Origin of the sequence: Rhodobacter capsulatus SB 1003 (assembly GCF_000021865.1) — a bacterium.
Taxonomy (GTDB): Bacteria; Pseudomonadota; Alphaproteobacteria; order Rhodobacterales; family Rhodobacteraceae; genus Rhodobacter; species Rhodobacter capsulatus_B.
The window spans coordinates 3,370,582-3,387,555 of the sequence record NC_014034.1 but is presented as its reverse complement, the minus strand read 5'-3'; the positions used below and the strand labels follow the sequence as shown (position 1 = coordinate 3,387,555).

Genomic DNA, 16,974 nt, shown 5'->3' with positions numbered 1-16,974 from the left:
GCATAAAAGCGGAACTTGCCGAATGAAAGAGCCCTCCGAAATCACCTCGATGGCCGAACTGCGGGCCGAGATCGACGCGCTGGATCTGCGCCTCGTGGCGCTGCTGGCCGATCGGGCGCGGTTCATCGACCGTGCCGCCGAACTCAAGCCCGCCGAGGGCATGCCCGCGCGGATCAAGGCGCGGGTCGAGGAAGTGGTGAGCAATGCGCGCAGCGCCGCCGAGGCGCGGGGGATGGACCCCGAGCTGATCGAGGCGATGTGGCGGATGATGGTGGAATGGTCGATCGCCCGCGAAGAGCGGGTTCTGGGCAAGGGAGACGGAATTTGAGCGCGAAGATCATCGACGGCAAGGCGTTCGCGGCCAGGGTGCGGGCCGAGGTCGCAACGCATGTGGCGCGGCTGCAGGAGACGCAGGGCCTGACCCCGGGTCTGGCCGTGGTGCTGGTGGGCGAAGACCCGGCGAGCCAGGTTTATGTGAAGAACAAGGGCATCCAGACCCGCGAAGTCGGGATGAACTCCTATGAGCACAAGCTGTCGGCGGACACTTCGGAAGCCGATCTGCTGGCGCTGATCGCGCGGCTGAATGCCGATCCGGCGGTGCATGGCATTCTGGTGCAGCTGCCGCTGCCGAAACATCTGGATGCCGATCTGGTGATCAATGCCATCGATCCGGCCAAGGACGTGGACGGGTTCCACATCTCGAACGTCGGGCTTCTGGGCACCGGGCAAAAGGCGATGGTGCCCTGCACGCCCTTGGGCTGCCTGATGATGCTGCGCGACCATCACGGATCGCTTGCGGGGCTGACTGCGGTCGTCGTCGGGCGTTCGAACATCGTCGGCAAGCCGATGGCGCAACTGCTGCTGGCCGACAGCTGCACCGTCACCATCGCGCATTCGCGCACCAAGGATCTGGCCGAGGTGTGCCGACGCGCCGACATTCTGGTTGCCGCCGTGGGGCGCCCCGAGATGATCCCGGGCGATTGGGTGAAACCGGGGGCGACGGTGATCGACGTGGGCATCAACCGCATCGAGCGCGACGGCAAGGGCAAGCTGGTGGGCGACGTGCATTTCGACAGCGCCGTTCAGGTTGCGGGCGCGATCACCCCGGTTCCGGGCGGGGTCGGGCCGATGACCATCGCCTGTCTTCTGGCCAATACGCTGACCGCCTGCTGCCGGGCGCATGGTCTGGCCGAACCCGAGGGCCTGACCGCCTGAGCCCGCCCGCCGGGCTTTCAACAGAATTCATGCCATGCGCTGCGCGCCGGTCAGCTGTGACAACAATCACGGTTGCCTGGCCGTAGCCGCATCGCTAGCATATTGACATGGTTGTGTTTTTGAATGGGGCGAGGGGCCATGCCCTCTTTTGTTCGCACGCGCAGGTTTCTGTGCGCCTATGGTCGGGCGATGGCGCAGCCCGTCATCCCGGTGGTCTGGCTGGTCACCTCGATCTTCGGAATCGTCGCGGGTCCCTTTGGCACCGAGCAGTTTCCCCTGACCGGATTGCTGGCCTTCTGGCCGATCACCATCGGTCTGGGCGTGCTGACCGGGGGGCTGTTGCGGGTGATCGTGCGCGACTATTGGGGGCTGCGCAGCTTCTGGCCCGAGGCGCCGCTGATCGCCGTTCTGGCCACGCTGGGATTGACGCCGCTGTTTCTGGCGCTGGCCCGGGCCGTGGCCGGACCGGCGCAGAATGTGCCCTCGATCATGGAGATGACGAGTTACATCTTCATCATGTCGATCATCACCTCGACGCTGCGGCATGCGGTGGCGGCGACCTGGCCCGGGACGCCGGTGACGGGCGGGGCGGTGACAGGGATGCCGGTGACGGGGACGCCGATGACCGCGGAGGGCAGGGCCGGAACCGTTCCGCCAGAGCCCGCGCCGACCGATCCGATCCCGCCCAGATGTGACGCCGCGGCGCGGCTGATGGCGCGGCTGTCGCCCGGGCTGCGGGCGCCCCTGATCCGGCTGCAGATGCGCGACCATTATGTCGAGGTCTTTACCGAGGCCGGATCGGAAACCGTGCTGCTGCGGATGGCGGATGCGATCTGCGCCGCCGAAGGGGTCGAGGGGCTGCAGGTGCACCGCTCGCATTGGGTGGCGCGGCAGGCGATCCTCGGGGTGATGCGGGGGCAGGGCAAGGTCCTTCTGGCGCTGCAGGACGGCACGCAGGTTCCGGTATCGCGGGGCAATGCGCCCGCGGTTCTGGCGCTTGGCCTGAAAGAGATCCCGCCGCAGGCCGACAACGGCCCGGAGGCGCCGCAGGCCCTTGCCGCGCGTTAGCCCCCTGCCGGGCTCAGTGCAGGATCTCTTCCTCGCGCACGAACATGTTCGACCAGGCGCGGTCGATCAGCTCGGGGGTCATCTGATAGGGGATGCCCTCGAAGTCGCAGATCGCGATCATCTGGTCGATCAGGAAGACCGGCTGATAATTCGCATAGACGTTGTTGATCGTCGGATATTTCACCTTCAGCAGATGCACGAGCGCGGCTTCGCCCAGCGGCATGCCGCGCTTTTTCGCGACGAGCGAGAAGATCTTCAGGTAATCGGACTGGCCCGGCCCGTCGATCTTGATCTTGAAGAAGATCCGCCGCAGCGCCGCCTTGTCGAAGATCTGGTTCGGGTGGAAGTTCGTCGAAAAGATGACGAGCGTGTCAAAGGGCACCTCGAACTTTTCGCCCGATTGCAGCGCCAGGATGTCGCGGCTTTCTTCCAGCGGCACGATCCAGCGGTTGACCAGTTTCTGCGGCGGCTCGGCCTGACGGCCAAGGTCGTCGACGATGAAGACCCCGCCCGAGGCCTTCATCTGCAAGGGCGCGGTATAGGTGCGCGCGGTCGGGTTGTAGGTGAGGTCGAGCATGTCGAGCGACAATTCCCCCCCGGTGATCACCGTCGGCCGGTCGCAATAGACATAGCGGCTGTCGAAGCGGCTGCCGGATTTGCGCAGCGCGGTCGGGTCGTCGATCTCCTCGCTCGCCGCGGTATGCACGATCGGGTCGTAGACGACGATCACCTGACCGGCATATTCGACCGCGCGCGGAATGTAGATCCGGTCGCCGATCGCATCGCGGATGCCGTTCGAGATCGAGGATTTGCCGTTGCCGGGCGGGCCATACATCAGGATCGACCGCCCCGAGGAGACCGCCGGTCCAAGCTGGTCGATCAGCGTCGGCGGCAGCACCAGATGCCCCATCGCCCCCATCAGCTGCGGCCGGGTCAGCTGGATGTTGCGAATCGACTGCTTCTTCATCTGCACCGAATAATCGGCCAGCGGCACCGGCATCGCGCCGTAATATTCCGACTGCGTCAGCGCATCGAGCGCGCGGGCCTTGCCGCCGTCGGTCAGCTGATAGCCCATCTCGCCGCCGGAATTGGCGTGCAGCGTGCCCATCGCCTCGATCAGACGCTGGCTGCGGCCCATGTCCACCAGTTCCTGGGTCAGCGCGATCGGCAGGCAGATCAGCCTGGAAAGGCCGCTGACCGTGTCCATGTTGGTGCGAAACATGGTCTTGAGCAGGATGTCCCGCATCAGCACCGTGTTCAGGCCGGTGTCGGCGAGTGTCCGGGGCGGGGTGGGAGCGATCACGCTCGGGGCGATCATGTTCATCTGTCCTGCTCCGGCTCGTCGTCTTCGGCTTTGCTTCGGGATTAACAGCCACATCCTGCCGGGCTATTGTGGCCAAAAATGGGAAAAGATGCGGAGAGGCCGGGATGACGGGCAGGTCAAGCGCGGCGGCGGGGCTGCCTCTGGCGGTGGGGCTGGCGCTTTGGGGCGGGCTTCTGGCGGCGGCGCCGTTCCTGGCGGGGGCGCTGGCCGTCACCCAGCACGAGGGCGACGCGCTGCATCTGGCCGATCTGGTGCTGCGCATGGCCGAAAAGGGGCAGATGCCGCATCGCGATTTCATGACGCCGCTCGGCATTGCCGGGCTGTGGCCGATCGCGGCTTTCGTGCAGGCGGGGCTGGGGCTGGGCCATGCCTTCCTGGCGGCGCAGGCCGCGGTGGCGGCGGTGCTGTTCCTGCCGATCCTGCGCGCCGCGCAGTCGCGGCTGCCGGGGGGGCTGGCCTGGATCTTTGGTGCCTATGTGCTGGGGATGGTGCTGGCGCTGATCCATGGCGAGACGCAACCGCTGTTTTCGGTCTCGATGCATTACAACCGCTGGGCCTGGGCGATGGCCTATGTGGCGGTGGTGCTGGCGGTGCTGGAGCCGCTCGGGCCGCGCCGCCCGCGGCTGGACGGGGCGTTGATCGGGGTGCTGATGGCCGGGCTGGGGCTGGTCAAGGTGACCTATGTCGTGGCGCTTGCGCCGGCGCTGGTGGTGGCGCTTCTGGCGCGGCGGGATCTGCGCACGCTGGGGGTGGCGGTGCTGTCCGGGCTTCTGGTGCTGGCCGCGGTGACGGCGCTGCTGGGGCCGGGCTTCTGGGGCGGCTATCTGCGGGATCTGCTGACGGTGGCGGGCTCGACCACCCGGGCGGCGCCGGGCGACAGTCTGGCCGCGGTTCTGGCGGCGCCGAAACATGTGGCGGCGACGCTGGTGGCGCTGATGACGGTGATCTTTCTGCGCCAGTCCGGGCGCGGCGCCGAGGGGCTGGCGCTGCTCTGGCTGGTGCCCGCCTTTGCCTATGTGACCTATCAGAATTTCGGCAACGATCCGCAATGGCTGGTGCTGGTGGGGCTGATCGCGCTGGCGCTGCGCCCGGAGCGCCGGGTCGACAACGGGCTGGGCTGGCCGCTGCGCGAGGCCCTGCTGGCCACCGGGGTTGCGGCGCTGGCGCTGGCCACCGGGCCGATGGTCAATCTGGTCACCAGCCCGCTGCGCCATGCCTTTGCCGAGACCGAGGCGATGGTGCCGCTGCTTTCGGCGCGGCCGCAGGATGCCGATCTGCGGGTGCTGGCGCCGCGGGTCTATCGGGCGCAGCAGAGGCTGGCGGCGGATGGGCCGGGGCAGCCCTTTGCCGCCTATGCGACGCGGGGCGAAAGCGCCGCGACGCCGGGGCGGCCCGCGGTGCTGAACGGCGAGACCCTGCCCGCCTGCGAGCTTCTGAAGGGCTATGACGCCTGGTTCGAAACGGTCGCCGCCGATCTGCTGCGGGCGGGCCATGCGCGGTCGCGGGTGCTGGTGGCGGATCTGTTTTCGTCGCTGTGGCTCTTCGGGCCGTTCGAGCCGGTCCGGGGCGCCGCGCCCTGGTATTACGGCGGCACGCCGGGGATCGAGGCTGCCGATCATGTGCTGGTGCCGCTGTGCCCCACCGGCGAAACGCGCCGCGACGAGATCGTGAAAGCGATTGCGGAGGCGGGCTGGCGGCTGATCGAGGAACACCGCACCGCGACCTACATCCTGCTGCGGCCCGAACGGCCGTGATCGTGGGTGCGGGCGGAACAGGAAAGGCACTGCCTTTCCCCGCCCGTTTCGAGCCGGTTGCGACAAGACCGTTTTCCCAAGCGCGACAGAGGGCGGCGCCCGTCCCGGCGGGCGAGAAGCGCCCGCCATGGGCGGGGCGGGCGCTGCCCGAGTGCTTTGGGCACTCGGGGGTCATGGGGGGAATGGAGCGCAGGGCCAAGGCGATGGCCTTGGCCAGACCGGGTGCCTTCAGCGCACCCGTTCGACGACGTAATCGGCCAGATCGTCCAGCATCTGCCGCAGCGGATGATCCGGCAGTTTCGCCAGCGCCTTGCGGGCGGTGTCGGTCCAGCCGATCGCCGCCAGCCGCGTCGCTTCCAGCGTGCCGTGCTTCGTCATCAGCGCCATCGCGTGTTCAAGGTCGCCGTCCTGCTGGTCGCCCTTTTCGATCACCCGCTTCCAGAAGGCGCGTTCCGCCTCATCGGCCAGCGCGACGGCCTTGATCACCGGCATCGTCAGCTTGCGCTCGCGGAAATCGTCGCCGGTGTTCTTGCCGATCTCGGCCGATTTGCCGCCGTAATCCAGCAGGTCATCGACGATCTGGAAGGCGATGCCGAGCGCGTCGCCATAATCGAAAAGCGCCTGCACCTGATCCTCGGGGGCGCCGCCGATGATGCCGCCGACCTCGGTCGCGGCGGAAAAGAGCGCCGCCGTCTTGCCGCGGATCACCCGCAGATAGATGTCCTCGGTCGTCGCCAGATTCTGCGCCGCCGTCAGCTGCAGCACCTCGCCCTCGGCGATCACGGCCGAAGCGTTGGCCAGGATCTCCATCACCCGCATGTTGCCGGTGTCGGTCATCAGCTGGAAGGAGCGGGCAAACAGATAATCCCCCACCAGAACCGAGGATTTGTTGTCCCAAAGCAGGTTCGCCGTCGGACGGCCGCGGCGCTGGCGGCTTTCGTCGACCACGTCATCATGCAACAGCGTCGCGGTGTGGATGAATTCGACCGTCGCCGCCAGATGCACATGGAACGGCCCGCCATAGCCCACCAGCCGCGCCGCAGCGAGCGTCAGCATCGGCCGCAGCCGCTTGCCGCCCGCCTCGATCAGATGCGCCGTGACCTCGGGGATGCGGGGGGCATGTTCCGAACTCATCCGCTCGCGGATCAGCGCATTCACCGCCGCCATGTCCTCGGCCAGCGCCTGCGCCAGACGGTCATGCGGTTTCGTCGCCTTGTCGTCGAGGCTCATCGGTCTTCCTTCCCAGTTTCCCGGCCCAATTTCCGTCTCGACACCGCGGCAGAGCTGCCCTTAAGTCGAGCGATGAAAGAGCTTCTGCGCACCACCGACCCGGTTCGGATCGCCATGGCGATGGCCCTTCTTGAGGGCGAGGGTATAACGGCCTTTGAGTGGGACGTCCACATGAGCATTCTGGACGGCAGCCTCGGCATTTTGCCGCGCAGACTGGCCGTGGCCGATGCGGACTGGTTTCTGGCGCAGGCGATTTTGCGCGACAACGGGCTGTGGGAAGAGTGATGTTTCCGCCCGAGGACTGCACCTTTGACCGGTTTCTGGACGGTCGTCTGACCGTGGCGCAGCCGCGCCAGGGCTATCGCGCGGCGATGGATCCGGTGCTTCTGGCGGCCGCTTGCGGGGCAAAACCGGGGCAATCGGTGCTGGAACTGGGCTGTGGCGCCGGTGTGGCAAGCCTGTGCCTGGGCTGGCGGGTGAAGGGGCTGGTGCAGGCGGGGCTGGAGCTGCAGCCCGCTTACGCCGATCTGGCGCGGCGCAATGCGGCGGCGAACGGGGTTCCGCTCGAGGTGTTCGAGGGCGATCTGGCGCGGATGCCCGCCGCGCTGCGGGCGCGCAATTACGATCATGTGATCGCCAATCCGCCCTATTTCGCGGCTTCCGGCGGCACGGCGGCGGCGGATGCGGGCCGCGAACGGGCGCAGCGCGAGGTGACGCCGCTTGCCGATTGGGTGCGGGCGGGGATGCGGCGGCTGCAGCCGGGCGGCTGGCTGACGCTGATCCAGAATGCCGACCGGCTGGGCGACATTCTGGCGGCGCTGGCGGGGCAGGGGGGCGCGGTCACGGTGCTGCCGATCGCGGCGCGGCAGGGGCGGGCGGCGGGCCGGGTGATCGTGGCCGCGCGCAAGGGGGGCAAGACGCCCTTGCGGCTTCTGGCGCCCTTCGTGCTGCATGCCCTGCCTGCGCATCAGGGCGATGCCGAAGACCTCACCCATGCTGCGCAGGCAGTGCTGCGCTGCGGCGAAATCCTGCCGCTAACGCCTTAATTCCGTGGCAATATTATTTCGTAAAACGCGCTCATAATTTCGCGCGGCAATACGACAAGCGCGTGACAAGCGTTCGAAAACGTGCTGCAATCATCCTACCGAACAAGGAAAGAGGAGACTGCCATGTCCGTGAGTTCGCATATCGCTGAACTTCGCAAGAAACATCAGGCTCTGTCCGCGGAAGTCGAAGTGGCGCTGCGCACGCCCAGCTTCGATGACCTGCAAATCGCGGAGATGAAGAAACAGAAACTGCGGCTCAAGGAAGAAATCGCCCGGCTGGAAGGCGTGGCGGTCTGAGTTCCGGACCGGCCTGCGGGCCGATCCCTAGCCTTGCCTGCTGCCCATAGCGGCCAGAAAGGCACCTGCAGCAATCATCGCGGCGGCCAGCACCAGAACGGGTGACGCTGCCGCGATCCCCGCCCCGATCAGCGCCAGCGTTGACAGAAGGGGAGCCGCATAGGACGCCGTCCCCAACATCTGGATGTCGCCCCGCTTCACCCCCACATCCCATGTGTAAAAGGCCAGCCCCACCGGGCCAAGGCCCAGCGCGATGACCGCCCCCCAGCCGGTTGCGCCCGCGGGCCAGAGCGTCTCTTCCAGCGCCAGATGCGCGATAGCCGACAGAACGGCCGTGGCCAGGCAATAGACCGCGACGGCGGCGGTCGGCACCTTGCCCATCCGGCGCGAGAGCAGCGAATAGCCCGACCAGGTCAGCGCGCAGAGAAACGCCAGCCCGTAGCCGGGCAGCGATTCGGCGCTGGCCGAGATGCCACCGCGGGCGACGATCAGCGCCGCCCCGGCAAAGGCGACCACTGCCCCGAAAACATGCAGCCGGTTCAGCCGCTCGCCCGGCAGCAGGCCGGAAAAGACCACGATCAGCAGCGGCCAGAGATAGGCGATCAGGCTGGCCTCGGCCGGGGGGGCCAGACGCAGGGCGGAAAAATAGATCAGGTGGTAGCCAAAAAGCGCCGCGGTACCGAAGGCATAGACCTTCCAGGACACCTGCCGCAGCACGGTAAAGCCCTCGGTCGCGGCGACCCAGATCAGCCCGATGCTGCCGCCGATGGCAAAACACAGCGCATTCAGCTGCAGCGGCGGCACCGGCGCCGAGGCCACGGTGAACAGCGCCAGAAGCGCCCAAAGCGCCACGGCGGAAAAGCCGATCAAGGTTGCCTGGTTGCGCGACATCTGACCCCCGAAATGCAAGAGGCCCGCAAGATGCGGGCCCCGAACCGTTTTGCCAAGGGCAAATCAGGTCATGTATTGGCCGCCGTTCGCGGTCAGCGTCGCGCCGGTGATGAAGCCCGCATCATCCGAGGCGAGGAACACCACGCAGCGCGCGATATCGCCGGTTTCGCCCAGACGGCCGACCGGGATCGTCGCGATGATCTGCTCGCGCACCTTTTCGGGCACCGCCATCACCATTTCGGTGGCGATATAGCCCGGGCAGATCGCGTTGACGGTGATCCCCGCCCGCGCCCCTTCCTGCGCCAGCGCCTTGGTGAAGCCGATGTCGCCCGCCTTGGCCGCGGAATAGTTCGCCTGGGCGAACTGGCCCTTTTGGCCGTTGATCGAGGAAATGTTGATGATCCGGCCGAATTTGCGGTCGCGCATGCCGTTCCAGAGCGGATGCGTCATGTTGAAGATGCCGTTCAGGTTGGTGCCGATCACCTGATCCCATTGGTCGCGGGTCATCTTGTGGAAGGGCGCGTCGCGGGTGATGCCCGCATTGTTCACCAGCACGTCGACCGGGCCCAGATCGGCCTCGACCTGGGCGATGCCCGCGGCGCAGGCGTCGTAATCGGCGACCGACCATTTGTAGGTCTTGATCCCGGTCTCGGCGGTGAATTTCGCGGCGGCTTCGTCATTGCCGGCATAGTTCGCGGCGACGGTGTAACCGGCGTCCTTCAGTGCCATCGAGATCGCGGCGCCAATGCCGCGCGATCCCCCGGTGACGAGTGCAACTCTGGACATGATTCCTCCTCAGATCATCCTTGTTGAAATGCTGTTACCTAAAATTAGGTGGGCGCGCAATATTGTTGCGCGCCCGTTTTTCGCATTTGCAGAAAAAAGCTGGGCTCAGAGCCCTTCCAGGCACATGGCCACGCCCATGCCGCCGCCGATGCACAGCGTCGCCAGACCCTTTTTCGCGCCCGAACGTTTCATTTCAAAGACAAGCGTGTTCAGGATCCGGCAGCCCGAGGCGCCGATCGGGTGGCCGATGGCGATGGCGCCGCCGTTGACGTTCACCTTCGACACGTCCCAGCCCATGTCCTTGTTCACCGCGCAGGCCTGGGCCGCGAAAGCCTCGTTCGCCTCGATCCGGTCCAGATCGGCGGCGGTCCAGCCCGCCTTTTCCAGCGCCTTGCGCGAGGCCGGGATCGGGCCGCAGCCCATGATCGACGGGTCAAGCCCCGCGGTGGCGTAGGACGCGATCCGGGCCAGCGGCGTCAGACCGCGTTTCGCCGCCTCTTCCTCGGTCATCAAGAGCACGACCGCGGCGCCATCATTGATGCCCGAGGCGTTGCCCGCGGTCACCGTGCCATCCTTGGTGAAGGCCGGTTTCAGCTTTTGCATCGATTCGAGCGTCGCGCCGTGACGGATGTATTCATCGGCATCGACGACGATGTCGCCCTTGCGGGTCTTCACCGTGAAGGGGATGATTTCATCGACGAACTTGCCCGCCTTTTGCGCGGCTTCGGCCTTGTTCTGGCTGGCAAGGGCGAATTCGTCCTGCATCTCGCGGGTGATGCCCCATTGTGCCGCGACGTTTTCCGCGGTCTGGCCCATGTGATAGCCGTTGAACGCGTCCCAAAGCCCGTCCTTGATCATCGAATCGATCATCTTCATGTCGCCCATCTTGGTGCCCGCGCGCAGATGCGCGACATGGGCGGACAGCGACATGCTTTCCTGGCCCCCGGCCACGACGATCGCCGCATCGCCAAGCTGGATGTGCTGCGCGCCGAGCGCCACCGTGCGCAGGCCCGAGCCGCAAACCTGGTTGATGCCCCAGGCGGCCGATTCGATCGGCAGACCGGCCTTGATATGCGCCTGACGCGCCGGGTTCTGGCCCTGACCGGCGGTCAGCACCTGACCGAGGATGGTTTCCGAGACCTCCGCCTTGTCGATGCCCGCCCGCGCCACCACGGCCTCGATCGCCGCGGCGCCCAGCTCATGCGCGGGCGTGTTGGCGAAAGCGCCGTTGAAGCTGCCCACGGCGGTCCGGGCCGCCGAGACGATGACGACATTGGTCATGAATTTCCCTCCTCACAGGATTTCGGGCGCAAAGACGCCCATTGCCGCTGTGCAGCATGCCGAAAGGCCGCAAGAGGTCAAGCAGATTTGGCAATATTATCTCCCGTTCGCGCAATTTTGTTGCGCGATGAAATCGGGCGGCCGGGCCGGGTGTCAGATCCCGGCCTTGTGGGTCGTGGGCGCTTTCCACGGCGGCATGATCGTCGGCGCGCCGAAATAATAGCCCTGCATGCAGTCGATGCCCGCACGTGTCAGCCAGGCCGCATCCTCGGCCGTTTCCACCGCTTCGGCAACGGTGAACATGTCGAAATGCCGGGAAATCGACATCAGCGCCTGGGTCAGGATCTGGTTGTCGGGATTGCGGGCGATGCCGGTGATGAACTGGCCGTCGATCTTCAGGATGTCGAAGTAGAATTCGCGCAGATAGCGGAACGAGGTGTAGCCCGCGCCGAAATCATCCAGCGCGAAACAGATGCCCTTCGTCTGCATGTCCTGCATGAAGACCGACACCAGTTCCGGCATCATCATCGCCGAGGATTCGGTGATTTCCAGAATCAGCCTTTCGCCGATGCGGTCATCCATCGCCAGGCCGCGGTTGAGAATGCGCATCCAGTCCGGGTAGCCGATCGAGCGGGCGGACATGTTCACCGACAACCGCAGGCTGCGATCCTCGGCCAGCGACAAAAGCCCCATTTCCAGCGCCAGACAGTCCAGCTTGCGGCCGATTTCGGTGGTTTCGGCGGCGCCGATGAAATCCTGCGCCGGAATCACCCGGCCGGTGTCGTCCAGCACCCGGATCAGCCCTTCGTAGAAGGCGGGGCGGTCGGGGCGCAGGGTCTGCACCACGGGTTGAAAGGCCAGCACCACGTCGCGGCGTTCCACGGCGCGGGTGACCATCGACAGGGTTTCCCGGTCGCGCTGGGCGACGGCGAAATTCAGCGGACTGGATTCGGCCGGATCGAGCGACTCGCGCAGCGACAGCGGAATTTTCGACATCGGCCCCTCCATCAGGTTCCGTGCCAGATTCCGCGATTTCGGCTAACAACTGGTAAAGCGCCACAGTTTCCGCGCCGGGTGGTTAATGAGAACCTTTCCAGATAAACCTTCGGTTGTATACGTTTCGCTTACCCTGACGCGCTATGGTTGCCGCAGTGTCCAGCTTCAGGGTAATCATGACCGCGCCGACCGACCTTTCCAAATCGCAGGAGAACGAAGCCCCCTTCGGCTTCGACGAGCTGTTTTACTCCCGCACCGACAAGCGCGGGGTGATCATCGCCGGCAACGAGGTGTTTCACCGCGTTTCCGGATTCGACTGGTCCGAACTTCTGGGGGCCCCGCACAAGATCGTCCGGCATCCCGACACGCCGCGCGGCGTGTTCCGCATCCTGTGGAGTGCGCTGGGCGCAGGCCATCCGATGGGCGCCTATGTCAAGAACCGCGTCCGCAACGGCGATATCTACTGGGTCTTCGCCGTCCTGATGCCGGTCGATGGCGGCTATCTGTCGGTGCGGCTGAAACCCTCGACGCAGCTTTTCGACCGGTTCCGCGAGGTCTATGTCAAGCTGAGCACGCGCGAACGCGCCGAGCGGCTTGATCCCGAGGTCAGCGCCGGAGAGTTGCGCGCCCTCGCCCTGGCCGAAGGATTTTCCAGCTATACAAGCTACATGGCTTTCGCGCTGGGGCAGGAGCTGGCGGCGCGGGATGCGCGGCTTGGCCGTCCGGCCGATCCGCGCACGCAGCGGCTGATCGACATGAACAAGTCGCTCGAGCGGGTGACGCAGGAACAGACAAAGCTTCTGCGCAGCTTCGAGGCGCTGCAGTCGATCCCGAACAACATGCGCATCGTCGCCTCGCGGCTGGAACCTTCGGGCGGTCCGGTCTCGGCGATCTCGGAGAATTACAAGGCCTCGTCGCTGGTGATTTCCGAACGGCTGCGCAGTTTCGTGGCCGGTCGCGACAACCTGTGCGACCGCGTGTCCCGTCAGGCCGCCCGGGCGCTGTTCCTGCTCGGCTCGAACCGGGTGCTGAAGGAAATGAACGCGGGGTTCCGCGATGTTGCCGCGGTCGAGGGAATCGACTGGAACGTGGAACGCAACCTGCTGCGCGAACTGGAGGCCCGGTCCTATGCCGACACGCGCGACGCGATGATGCGCGCGGTCGGCCATGCCGAGGAACTGTTCCGCGCCAGCGCCGAGATTCGCCGCCTGATGCTGGGGCTCGACACGATCCGGGTGCTGGGCCGTGTCGAATGCGGGCGGATGCGCGACAGCAGCGGCGGGCTTTCGGCGACGATCGATCAGCTCGACATTTTCCACGCCGACATCAAGAACCGGCTCGAATCGATCATGCGCCTGTCGGAGGAGATCGGGTCCTCGATGAACCAGTTCATGCGCGCCGATTCGCGCTGATCACTCGGCGCGCAGCGCGGCGATCACGGCTTTCGCTTCCGGGCTCGACCAATCGGCCGGGCCCAAGAGCTGCGCCACGATCTGCCCCTGACGGTCGATCAGGAACGAGGCGGGCAGGCCGGGAACCCCCAGCGCCCGCGGCAGCCGTTCGGTTTCGTCGATCATCCGCGGCAGCTGGGTGATGCCCTGCTTTTCGAAGAACGCGCCCACCTTCGCCTGGGTGTCGCGATTGCTGGAGGCCACCGTCAGCACGGTGAAATCATCCCCGCCGATCTCGGCCTGAAGCGCCGCGATATCGGGCATTTCCTTGCGGCAGGGAGCACACCAGGTCGCCCAAAGGTTCAAAAGCACCACCTTGCCGCGGTAATCGGCCAGCCGGTGGCGGGTCCCGGTTTCATCGACAAAGGGGATCTCGGGCAGGGCCAGCGGCTCGGTGAAGACGGCGAGTTTCTTCATCTCGCCCTGTTTCAGCGCCGACAGGTCGGCGGCGGGCGCGGCATTTGCGCAAAGGGCAAGGGCCGTATAAAGGACGAACAACCGCAGCATGATGCCTCCGACGAAGGGCCTGACGATGACCGACGACACGAACTCCTCGAACGCCATGTGGGGCGGGCGCTTTGCCGCCGGTCCGGACGCGATCATGGAGGCGATCAACGCCTCGATCTCGTTCGACAAGCGGCTTTACGCACAGGATATCCGCGGCAGCCGGGCCCATGCGGCGATGCTGGCCGCGACGGGTATTCTCACGAATAGCGATGCCGAGGCGATCGGGGAAGGGTTGCTCACGGTCTTGTCAGAGATCGAGGCGGGCGATTTCCCGTTTTCGACCGCGCTTGAGGACATCCACATGAATGTCGAGGCGCGGCTGAAGGCGCTGATCGGCGAACCGGCGGGGCGGCTGCACACGGCGCGGAGCCGCAACGACCAGGTGGCGACCGATTTCCGGCTTTGGGTCCGCGATCAGGCCGATGCGGCGATCACCTCGCTGACGGCGCTGATGAAGGTGCTGGTGGCGCAAGCCGAAAAGGGCGCCGATTGGGTGATGCCGGGCTTCACCCATCTGCAGACGGCGCAGCCGGTGACCTGGGGCCATCACATGATGGCCTATGTCGAGATGTTCGCCCGCGACCGGAGCCGCTTTGAAGACGCGCGCAAGCGGATGAACGAATGCCCGCTCGGCTCGGCGGCGCTGGCGGGCACGGGCTTCCCGATCGACCGGCACATGACGGCGCAGGCTTTGGGCTTTGACCGGCCGATGGCAAACAGCCTGGATGGCGTGTCGGACCGCGATTTCGCGCTCGAATTCCTGTCCGCGGCGGCGATCTGCTCGGTCCACCTCAGCCGTCTGGCAGAGGAACTGGTGATCTGGTCCTCGGCGCAGTTCCGCTTCGTGGCGATGTCGGACAAATGGTCGACGGGCTCCTCGATCATGCCGCAAAAGCGCAACCCCGATGCGGCAGAGCTGATCCGGGCGAAGATCGGCCGGGTGCTGGGCGCGGCTGTCGCGCTCTTCACCGTGATGAAGGGCCTGCCGCTCGCCTATTCCAAGGACATGCAGGAAGACAAGGAACAGGTCTTCGATGCCGCCGACACGCTGATGCTGGCCTTGGCGGCGATGACCGGGATGATGTCGGATCTGACGGTGAACACCGCGAAACTGGAAGCCGCGGCCTCGTCGGGCTTTTCCACCGCGACGGACCTTGCCGACTGGCTGGTGCGCGAGGCCGGTCTGCCCTTCCGCGACGCCCATCACGTCACCGGCTCGCTCGTCGCGCTGGCGGAGAAGAAGGGCTGCGATCTGCCCGATCTGAGCCTCGAAGAGCTGAAATCCGCCCATCCGGCGCTGACCGAGGCGGTCTATTCCGTGCTTGGGGTTCACAATTCGGTCGCCTCGCGGCAATCCTACGGTGGCACTGCCCCCGATCAGGTCCGCGCCCAGGTGGCGCGCTGGCAGGGGCTTCTGGCCTGAGATCGGAGGTTTCATGCGTATCCTTCTGGCCCTGTCGGTTCTGACCTTCGTCGCGGCCTGTGGCGTCGACGGCCCGCCGACGCCGCCGCAATCCACGACCCCCGGCCTCTCGATCACCGGCGAGGCGCGGATGGGCGTGGCGGGCAGGCTGTGAGGCTCGCGCTGCCGCTGCTGCTGATCCTGCTTGCGGCCTGTTCCGGGCCGCGGGCGAATGTGCATGCCAACCCGGCCGGGCAGGTGACGACCGGGGTGTCGACCGGCGTCGGCCCGGTGCGGCTTGGGGTGAACAGCAACGGCCGCGGCACCGTTGGCACGCGGCTGGGCTGGCTGCATCTGGGCATGGGGCTCTGAGAGCGCTTTTCTTGACCGGCCCGACCGGCTAAGAACGCCCGAACAGTCGGAGGGCGCGATGGATCATTTTCTCTACCGCAATGGCGTGCTGCATGCCGAGGACGTGGCCCTGACCGAGATTGCGGCCGCCGTCGGCACGCCCTTCTACGTCTATTCCGCCGCGACCCTGACCCGGCATTTCCAGCTCTTCGATGCCGCGCTGGCGGGCACCGATCATCTGGTCTGTTTCGCGATCAAGTCGAATTCGAACCTGGCGGTGCTGAAGCTGCTGGGCGATCTGGGCGCGGGGATGGATGTGGTCTCGGGCGGCGAATACCGCCGCGCGAAAGCCGCGGGCGTGCCGGGCGACCGCATCGTCTTTTCCGGCGTCGGCAAGACGCGCGACGAAATCCGGCTGGCGCTGACCGGGGGCATCCGGCAGTTCAACGTCGAAAGCGAACCCGAGCTGCGGGCGATATCGGAAATTGCCACGGCGCTGGGCGTCACCGCGCCGATTGCCTTGCGGGTGAACCCCGATGTCGATGCCAAGACCCATGAAAAGATCGCCACCGGCAAGTCGGAAAACAAGTTCGGCATTCCGATTGCCAAGGCCCGCGCGGTTTATGCCGAGGCCGCGAAACTGCCCGGGATCGAGGTGATCGGCGTCGATGTCCATATCGGCAGCCAGCTGACCGATCTGGCGCCGTTTGAAGCCGCCTTCACCAAGGTCCGCGAGCTGACGCTGGCGCTGCGCGAGGATGGCCACAAGATCCGCCGCCTCGATCTGGGGGGCGGCCTTGGCATCCCCTATCACCAGCGCTCGAACGAGGCGCCGCCCCTGCCCACCGATTACGGCGCGATGATCACCCGCGTTCTGGGCGATCTGGGCTGCGAGATCGAGATCGAACCGGGGCGGCTGATTTCCGGCAATGCCGGGCTGATGGTGACCTCGGTCATCTATCTGAAGGAAGGCGAGGGGCGGAACTTCCTGATCGTCGATGCGGCGATGAACGATCTGGTCCGGCCCTCGATGTATGGCGCGCATCACGACATCGTCCCGGTGATCGAGCCCGCGCCGGGCCTTGCGCCGCAGCCCTTCGATGTCGTCGGCCCGGTCTGCGAGACGGGCGACACCTTCACCAAGGGCCGCGAGCTGCCGCCGATGGCCGAGGGCGATCTGGTCGCCTTCCGCTCGGCCGGGGCTTACGGCGCGGTGATGGCGTCCGAATACAATTCCCGCCCGCTGATCCCCGAGGTGCTGGTCAGCGGGGATCACTTCGCCGTCATCCGGCAAAGACCGAGCTTTGAGGAAATGCTGGCCCGCGATAGCATCCCCGAATGGCTCTGATCCCGTAGTCGGGGCCGGAAAGGACCG

Annotated in this window: 19 protein-coding genes; 12 read left to right on the top strand and 7 right to left on the bottom strand. The window is 66.1% G+C overall.

Features of this window, described 5'->3' with window-relative positions; genetic code table 11:
- Positions 1-22: 22 nt before the first annotated feature.
- The 3 genes from RCAP_RS15755 (at position 23) to RCAP_RS18700 (ending at position 2,283) form a co-directional block, all read left to right on the top strand.
- Positions 23-328 (top strand): chorismate mutase, encoded by a 306-nt coding sequence (locus tag RCAP_RS15755; RefSeq protein WP_013068886.1) that lies wholly within the window; start codon positions 23-25, stop codon positions 326-328.
- Positions 325-1,215, top strand: coding sequence for a bifunctional methylenetetrahydrofolate dehydrogenase/methenyltetrahydrofolate cyclohydrolase FolD (gene folD, locus RCAP_RS15750; RefSeq protein WP_013068885.1), 891 nt, complete (start codon positions 325-327; stop codon positions 1,213-1,215). The genes RCAP_RS15755 and folD overlap by 4 nt, the downstream gene beginning before the upstream one ends.
- 138 nt (positions 1,216-1,353) lie before the next feature.
- A complete protein-coding gene (locus tag RCAP_RS18700; RefSeq protein ID WP_013068884.1) occupies positions 1,354-2,283 on the top strand; it encodes a LytTR family DNA-binding domain-containing protein in 930 nt (309 codons plus the stop codon).
- A 13-nt stretch (positions 2,284-2,296) separates the two neighbouring features.
- Here the strand turns inward: RCAP_RS18700 and RCAP_RS15740 are convergent, their stop codons facing one another.
- The gene (locus tag RCAP_RS15740) at positions 2,297-3,607 is read right to left on the bottom strand and encodes an ATPase (protein WP_013068883.1); all 1,311 of its coding nucleotides are present in this window, start codon (positions 3,605-3,607) and stop codon (positions 2,297-2,299) included.
- A 104-nt stretch (positions 3,608-3,711) separates the two neighbouring features.
- Here RCAP_RS15740 and RCAP_RS15735 point away from each other — a divergent pair, with 104 nt between their 5' ends.
- Positions 3,712-5,361: a hypothetical protein gene (locus tag RCAP_RS15735; protein WP_013068882.1), complete on the top strand. Its 1,650-nt coding sequence runs from the start codon at positions 3,712-3,714 to the stop codon at positions 5,359-5,361.
- Positions 5,362-5,589: 228 nt separating this feature from the next.
- Here RCAP_RS15735 and RCAP_RS15730 read toward each other — a convergent pair whose 3' ends face one another.
- Positions 5,590-6,591 (bottom strand): polyprenyl synthetase family protein, encoded by a 1,002-nt coding sequence (locus RCAP_RS15730; RefSeq protein ID WP_013068881.1) that lies wholly within the window; start codon positions 6,589-6,591, stop codon positions 5,590-5,592.
- Positions 6,592-6,663: 72 nt separating this feature from the next.
- Here RCAP_RS15730 and RCAP_RS15725 point away from each other — a divergent pair, with 72 nt between their 5' ends.
- The 3 genes from RCAP_RS15725 (at position 6,664) to RCAP_RS19070 (ending at position 7,934) form a co-directional block, all read left to right on the top strand.
- Complete coding sequence (locus RCAP_RS15725) at positions 6,664-6,876, top strand: putative signal transducing protein (RefSeq protein ID WP_013068880.1); 213 nt, start codon at positions 6,664-6,666, stop codon at positions 6,874-6,876.
- Positions 6,876-7,637, top strand: a complete 762-nt coding sequence (locus RCAP_RS15720) for a tRNA1(Val) (adenine(37)-N6)-methyltransferase (RefSeq protein ID WP_013068879.1) — start codon at positions 6,876-6,878, stop codon at positions 7,635-7,637. The genes RCAP_RS15725 and RCAP_RS15720 overlap by 1 nt, the downstream gene beginning before the upstream one ends.
- 123 nt (positions 7,638-7,760) lie before the next feature.
- On the top strand, positions 7,761-7,934 hold the full coding sequence (locus RCAP_RS19070) for a YdcH family protein (RefSeq protein WP_013068878.1): 174 nt from the start codon (positions 7,761-7,763) through the stop codon (positions 7,932-7,934).
- A gap of 27 nt (positions 7,935-7,961) precedes the next feature.
- Here the strand turns inward: RCAP_RS19070 and yddG are convergent, their stop codons facing one another.
- From yddG to RCAP_RS15700, 4 genes are all read right to left on the bottom strand, one after another.
- A complete protein-coding gene (yddG, locus tag RCAP_RS15715) occupies positions 7,962-8,825 on the bottom strand; it encodes an aromatic amino acid exporter YddG (RefSeq protein ID WP_013068877.1) in 864 nt (287 codons plus the stop codon).
- Between the two features lie 63 nt (positions 8,826-8,888).
- Positions 8,889-9,611, bottom strand: coding sequence for an acetoacetyl-CoA reductase (phbB, locus tag RCAP_RS15710; protein WP_013068876.1), 723 nt, complete (start codon positions 9,609-9,611; stop codon positions 8,889-8,891).
- Positions 9,612-9,716: 105 nt separating this feature from the next.
- The gene (locus tag RCAP_RS15705; protein WP_013068875.1) at positions 9,717-10,892 is read right to left on the bottom strand and encodes an acetyl-CoA C-acetyltransferase; all 1,176 of its coding nucleotides are present in this window, start codon (positions 10,890-10,892) and stop codon (positions 9,717-9,719) included.
- A gap of 153 nt (positions 10,893-11,045) precedes the next feature.
- Entirely contained in the window at positions 11,046-11,888 is an 843-nt protein-coding gene (locus tag RCAP_RS15700; RefSeq protein ID WP_013068874.1) for an EAL domain-containing protein, read from the bottom strand.
- A 176-nt stretch (positions 11,889-12,064) separates the two neighbouring features.
- On the opposite strand from RCAP_RS15700, the gene RCAP_RS15695 reads away from it, so the two are divergent.
- On the top strand, positions 12,065-13,300 hold the full coding sequence (locus RCAP_RS15695) for a PAS domain-containing protein (RefSeq protein WP_013068873.1): 1,236 nt from the start codon (positions 12,065-12,067) through the stop codon (positions 13,298-13,300).
- Here RCAP_RS15695 and RCAP_RS15690 read toward each other — a convergent pair whose 3' ends face one another.
- On the bottom strand, positions 13,301-13,846 hold the full coding sequence (locus RCAP_RS15690; RefSeq protein ID WP_013068872.1) for a TlpA family protein disulfide reductase: 546 nt from the start codon (positions 13,844-13,846) through the stop codon (positions 13,301-13,303).
- Between the two features lie 25 nt (positions 13,847-13,871).
- Between RCAP_RS15690 and argH the strand changes: the two genes are divergently transcribed.
- From argH to lysA, 4 genes are read left to right on the top strand one after another with little or no spacing between them, the layout of a single operon-like run.
- Positions 13,872-15,269 (top strand): argininosuccinate lyase, encoded by a 1,398-nt coding sequence (gene argH / locus RCAP_RS15685; protein WP_013068871.1) that lies wholly within the window; start codon positions 13,872-13,874, stop codon positions 15,267-15,269.
- Positions 15,270-15,282: 13 nt separating this feature from the next.
- Positions 15,283-15,423: a hypothetical protein gene (locus RCAP_RS19710; RefSeq protein WP_013068870.1), complete on the top strand. Its 141-nt coding sequence runs from the start codon at positions 15,283-15,285 to the stop codon at positions 15,421-15,423.
- On the top strand, positions 15,420-15,620 hold the full coding sequence (locus RCAP_RS15675) for a hypothetical protein (protein WP_013068869.1): 201 nt from the start codon (positions 15,420-15,422) through the stop codon (positions 15,618-15,620). The genes RCAP_RS19710 and RCAP_RS15675 overlap by 4 nt, the downstream gene beginning before the upstream one ends.
- Before the next feature lie 58 nt (positions 15,621-15,678).
- Complete coding sequence (lysA, locus tag RCAP_RS15670) at positions 15,679-16,947, top strand: diaminopimelate decarboxylase (protein ID WP_013068868.1); 1,269 nt, start codon at positions 15,679-15,681, stop codon at positions 16,945-16,947.
- Positions 16,948-16,974: the final 27 nt, after the last annotated feature.

Bases quoted from the DNA above. Each gene is read 5' to 3' on its own strand.
- RCAP_RS15755 (WP_013068886.1), top strand. From the start codon at position 23: ATGAAAGAGCCCTCCGAAATCACCTCGATGGCCGAACTGCGGGCCGAG.
- RCAP_RS18700 (WP_013068884.1), top strand. From the start codon at position 1,354: ATGCCCTCTTTTGTTCGCACGCGCAGGTTTCTGTGCGCCTATGGTCGG.
- RCAP_RS15740 (WP_013068883.1), bottom strand. From the start codon at position 3,607: ATGAACATGATCGCCCCGAGCGTGATCGCTCCCACCCCGCCCCGGACA.
- RCAP_RS15735 (WP_013068882.1), top strand. From the start codon at position 3,712: ATGACGGGCAGGTCAAGCGCGGCGGCGGGGCTGCCTCTGGCGGTGGGG.
- RCAP_RS15730 (WP_013068881.1), bottom strand. From the start codon at position 6,591: ATGAGCCTCGACGACAAGGCGACGAAACCGCATGACCGTCTGGCGCAG.
- RCAP_RS15725 (WP_013068880.1), top strand. From the start codon at position 6,664: ATGAAAGAGCTTCTGCGCACCACCGACCCGGTTCGGATCGCCATGGCG.
- RCAP_RS15720 (WP_013068879.1), top strand. From the start codon at position 6,876: ATGTTTCCGCCCGAGGACTGCACCTTTGACCGGTTTCTGGACGGTCGT.
- RCAP_RS19070 (WP_013068878.1), top strand. From the start codon at position 7,761: ATGTCCGTGAGTTCGCATATCGCTGAACTTCGCAAGAAACATCAGGCT.
- yddG (WP_013068877.1), bottom strand. From the start codon at position 8,825: ATGTCGCGCAACCAGGCAACCTTGATCGGCTTTTCCGCCGTGGCGCTT.
- phbB (WP_013068876.1), bottom strand. From the start codon at position 9,611: ATGTCCAGAGTTGCACTCGTCACCGGGGGATCGCGCGGCATTGGCGCC.
- RCAP_RS15705 (WP_013068875.1), bottom strand. From the start codon at position 10,892: ATGACCAATGTCGTCATCGTCTCGGCGGCCCGGACCGCCGTGGGCAGC.
- RCAP_RS15700 (WP_013068874.1), bottom strand. From the start codon at position 11,888: ATGTCGAAAATTCCGCTGTCGCTGCGCGAGTCGCTCGATCCGGCCGAA.
- RCAP_RS15695 (WP_013068873.1), top strand. From the start codon at position 12,065: ATGACCGCGCCGACCGACCTTTCCAAATCGCAGGAGAACGAAGCCCCC.
- RCAP_RS15690 (WP_013068872.1), bottom strand. From the start codon at position 13,846: ATGCTGCGGTTGTTCGTCCTTTATACGGCCCTTGCCCTTTGCGCAAAT.
- argH (WP_013068871.1), top strand. From the start codon at position 13,872: ATGACCGACGACACGAACTCCTCGAACGCCATGTGGGGCGGGCGCTTT.
- RCAP_RS19710 (WP_013068870.1), top strand. From the start codon at position 15,283: ATGCGTATCCTTCTGGCCCTGTCGGTTCTGACCTTCGTCGCGGCCTGT.
- lysA (WP_013068868.1), top strand. From the start codon at position 15,679: ATGGATCATTTTCTCTACCGCAATGGCGTGCTGCATGCCGAGGACGTG.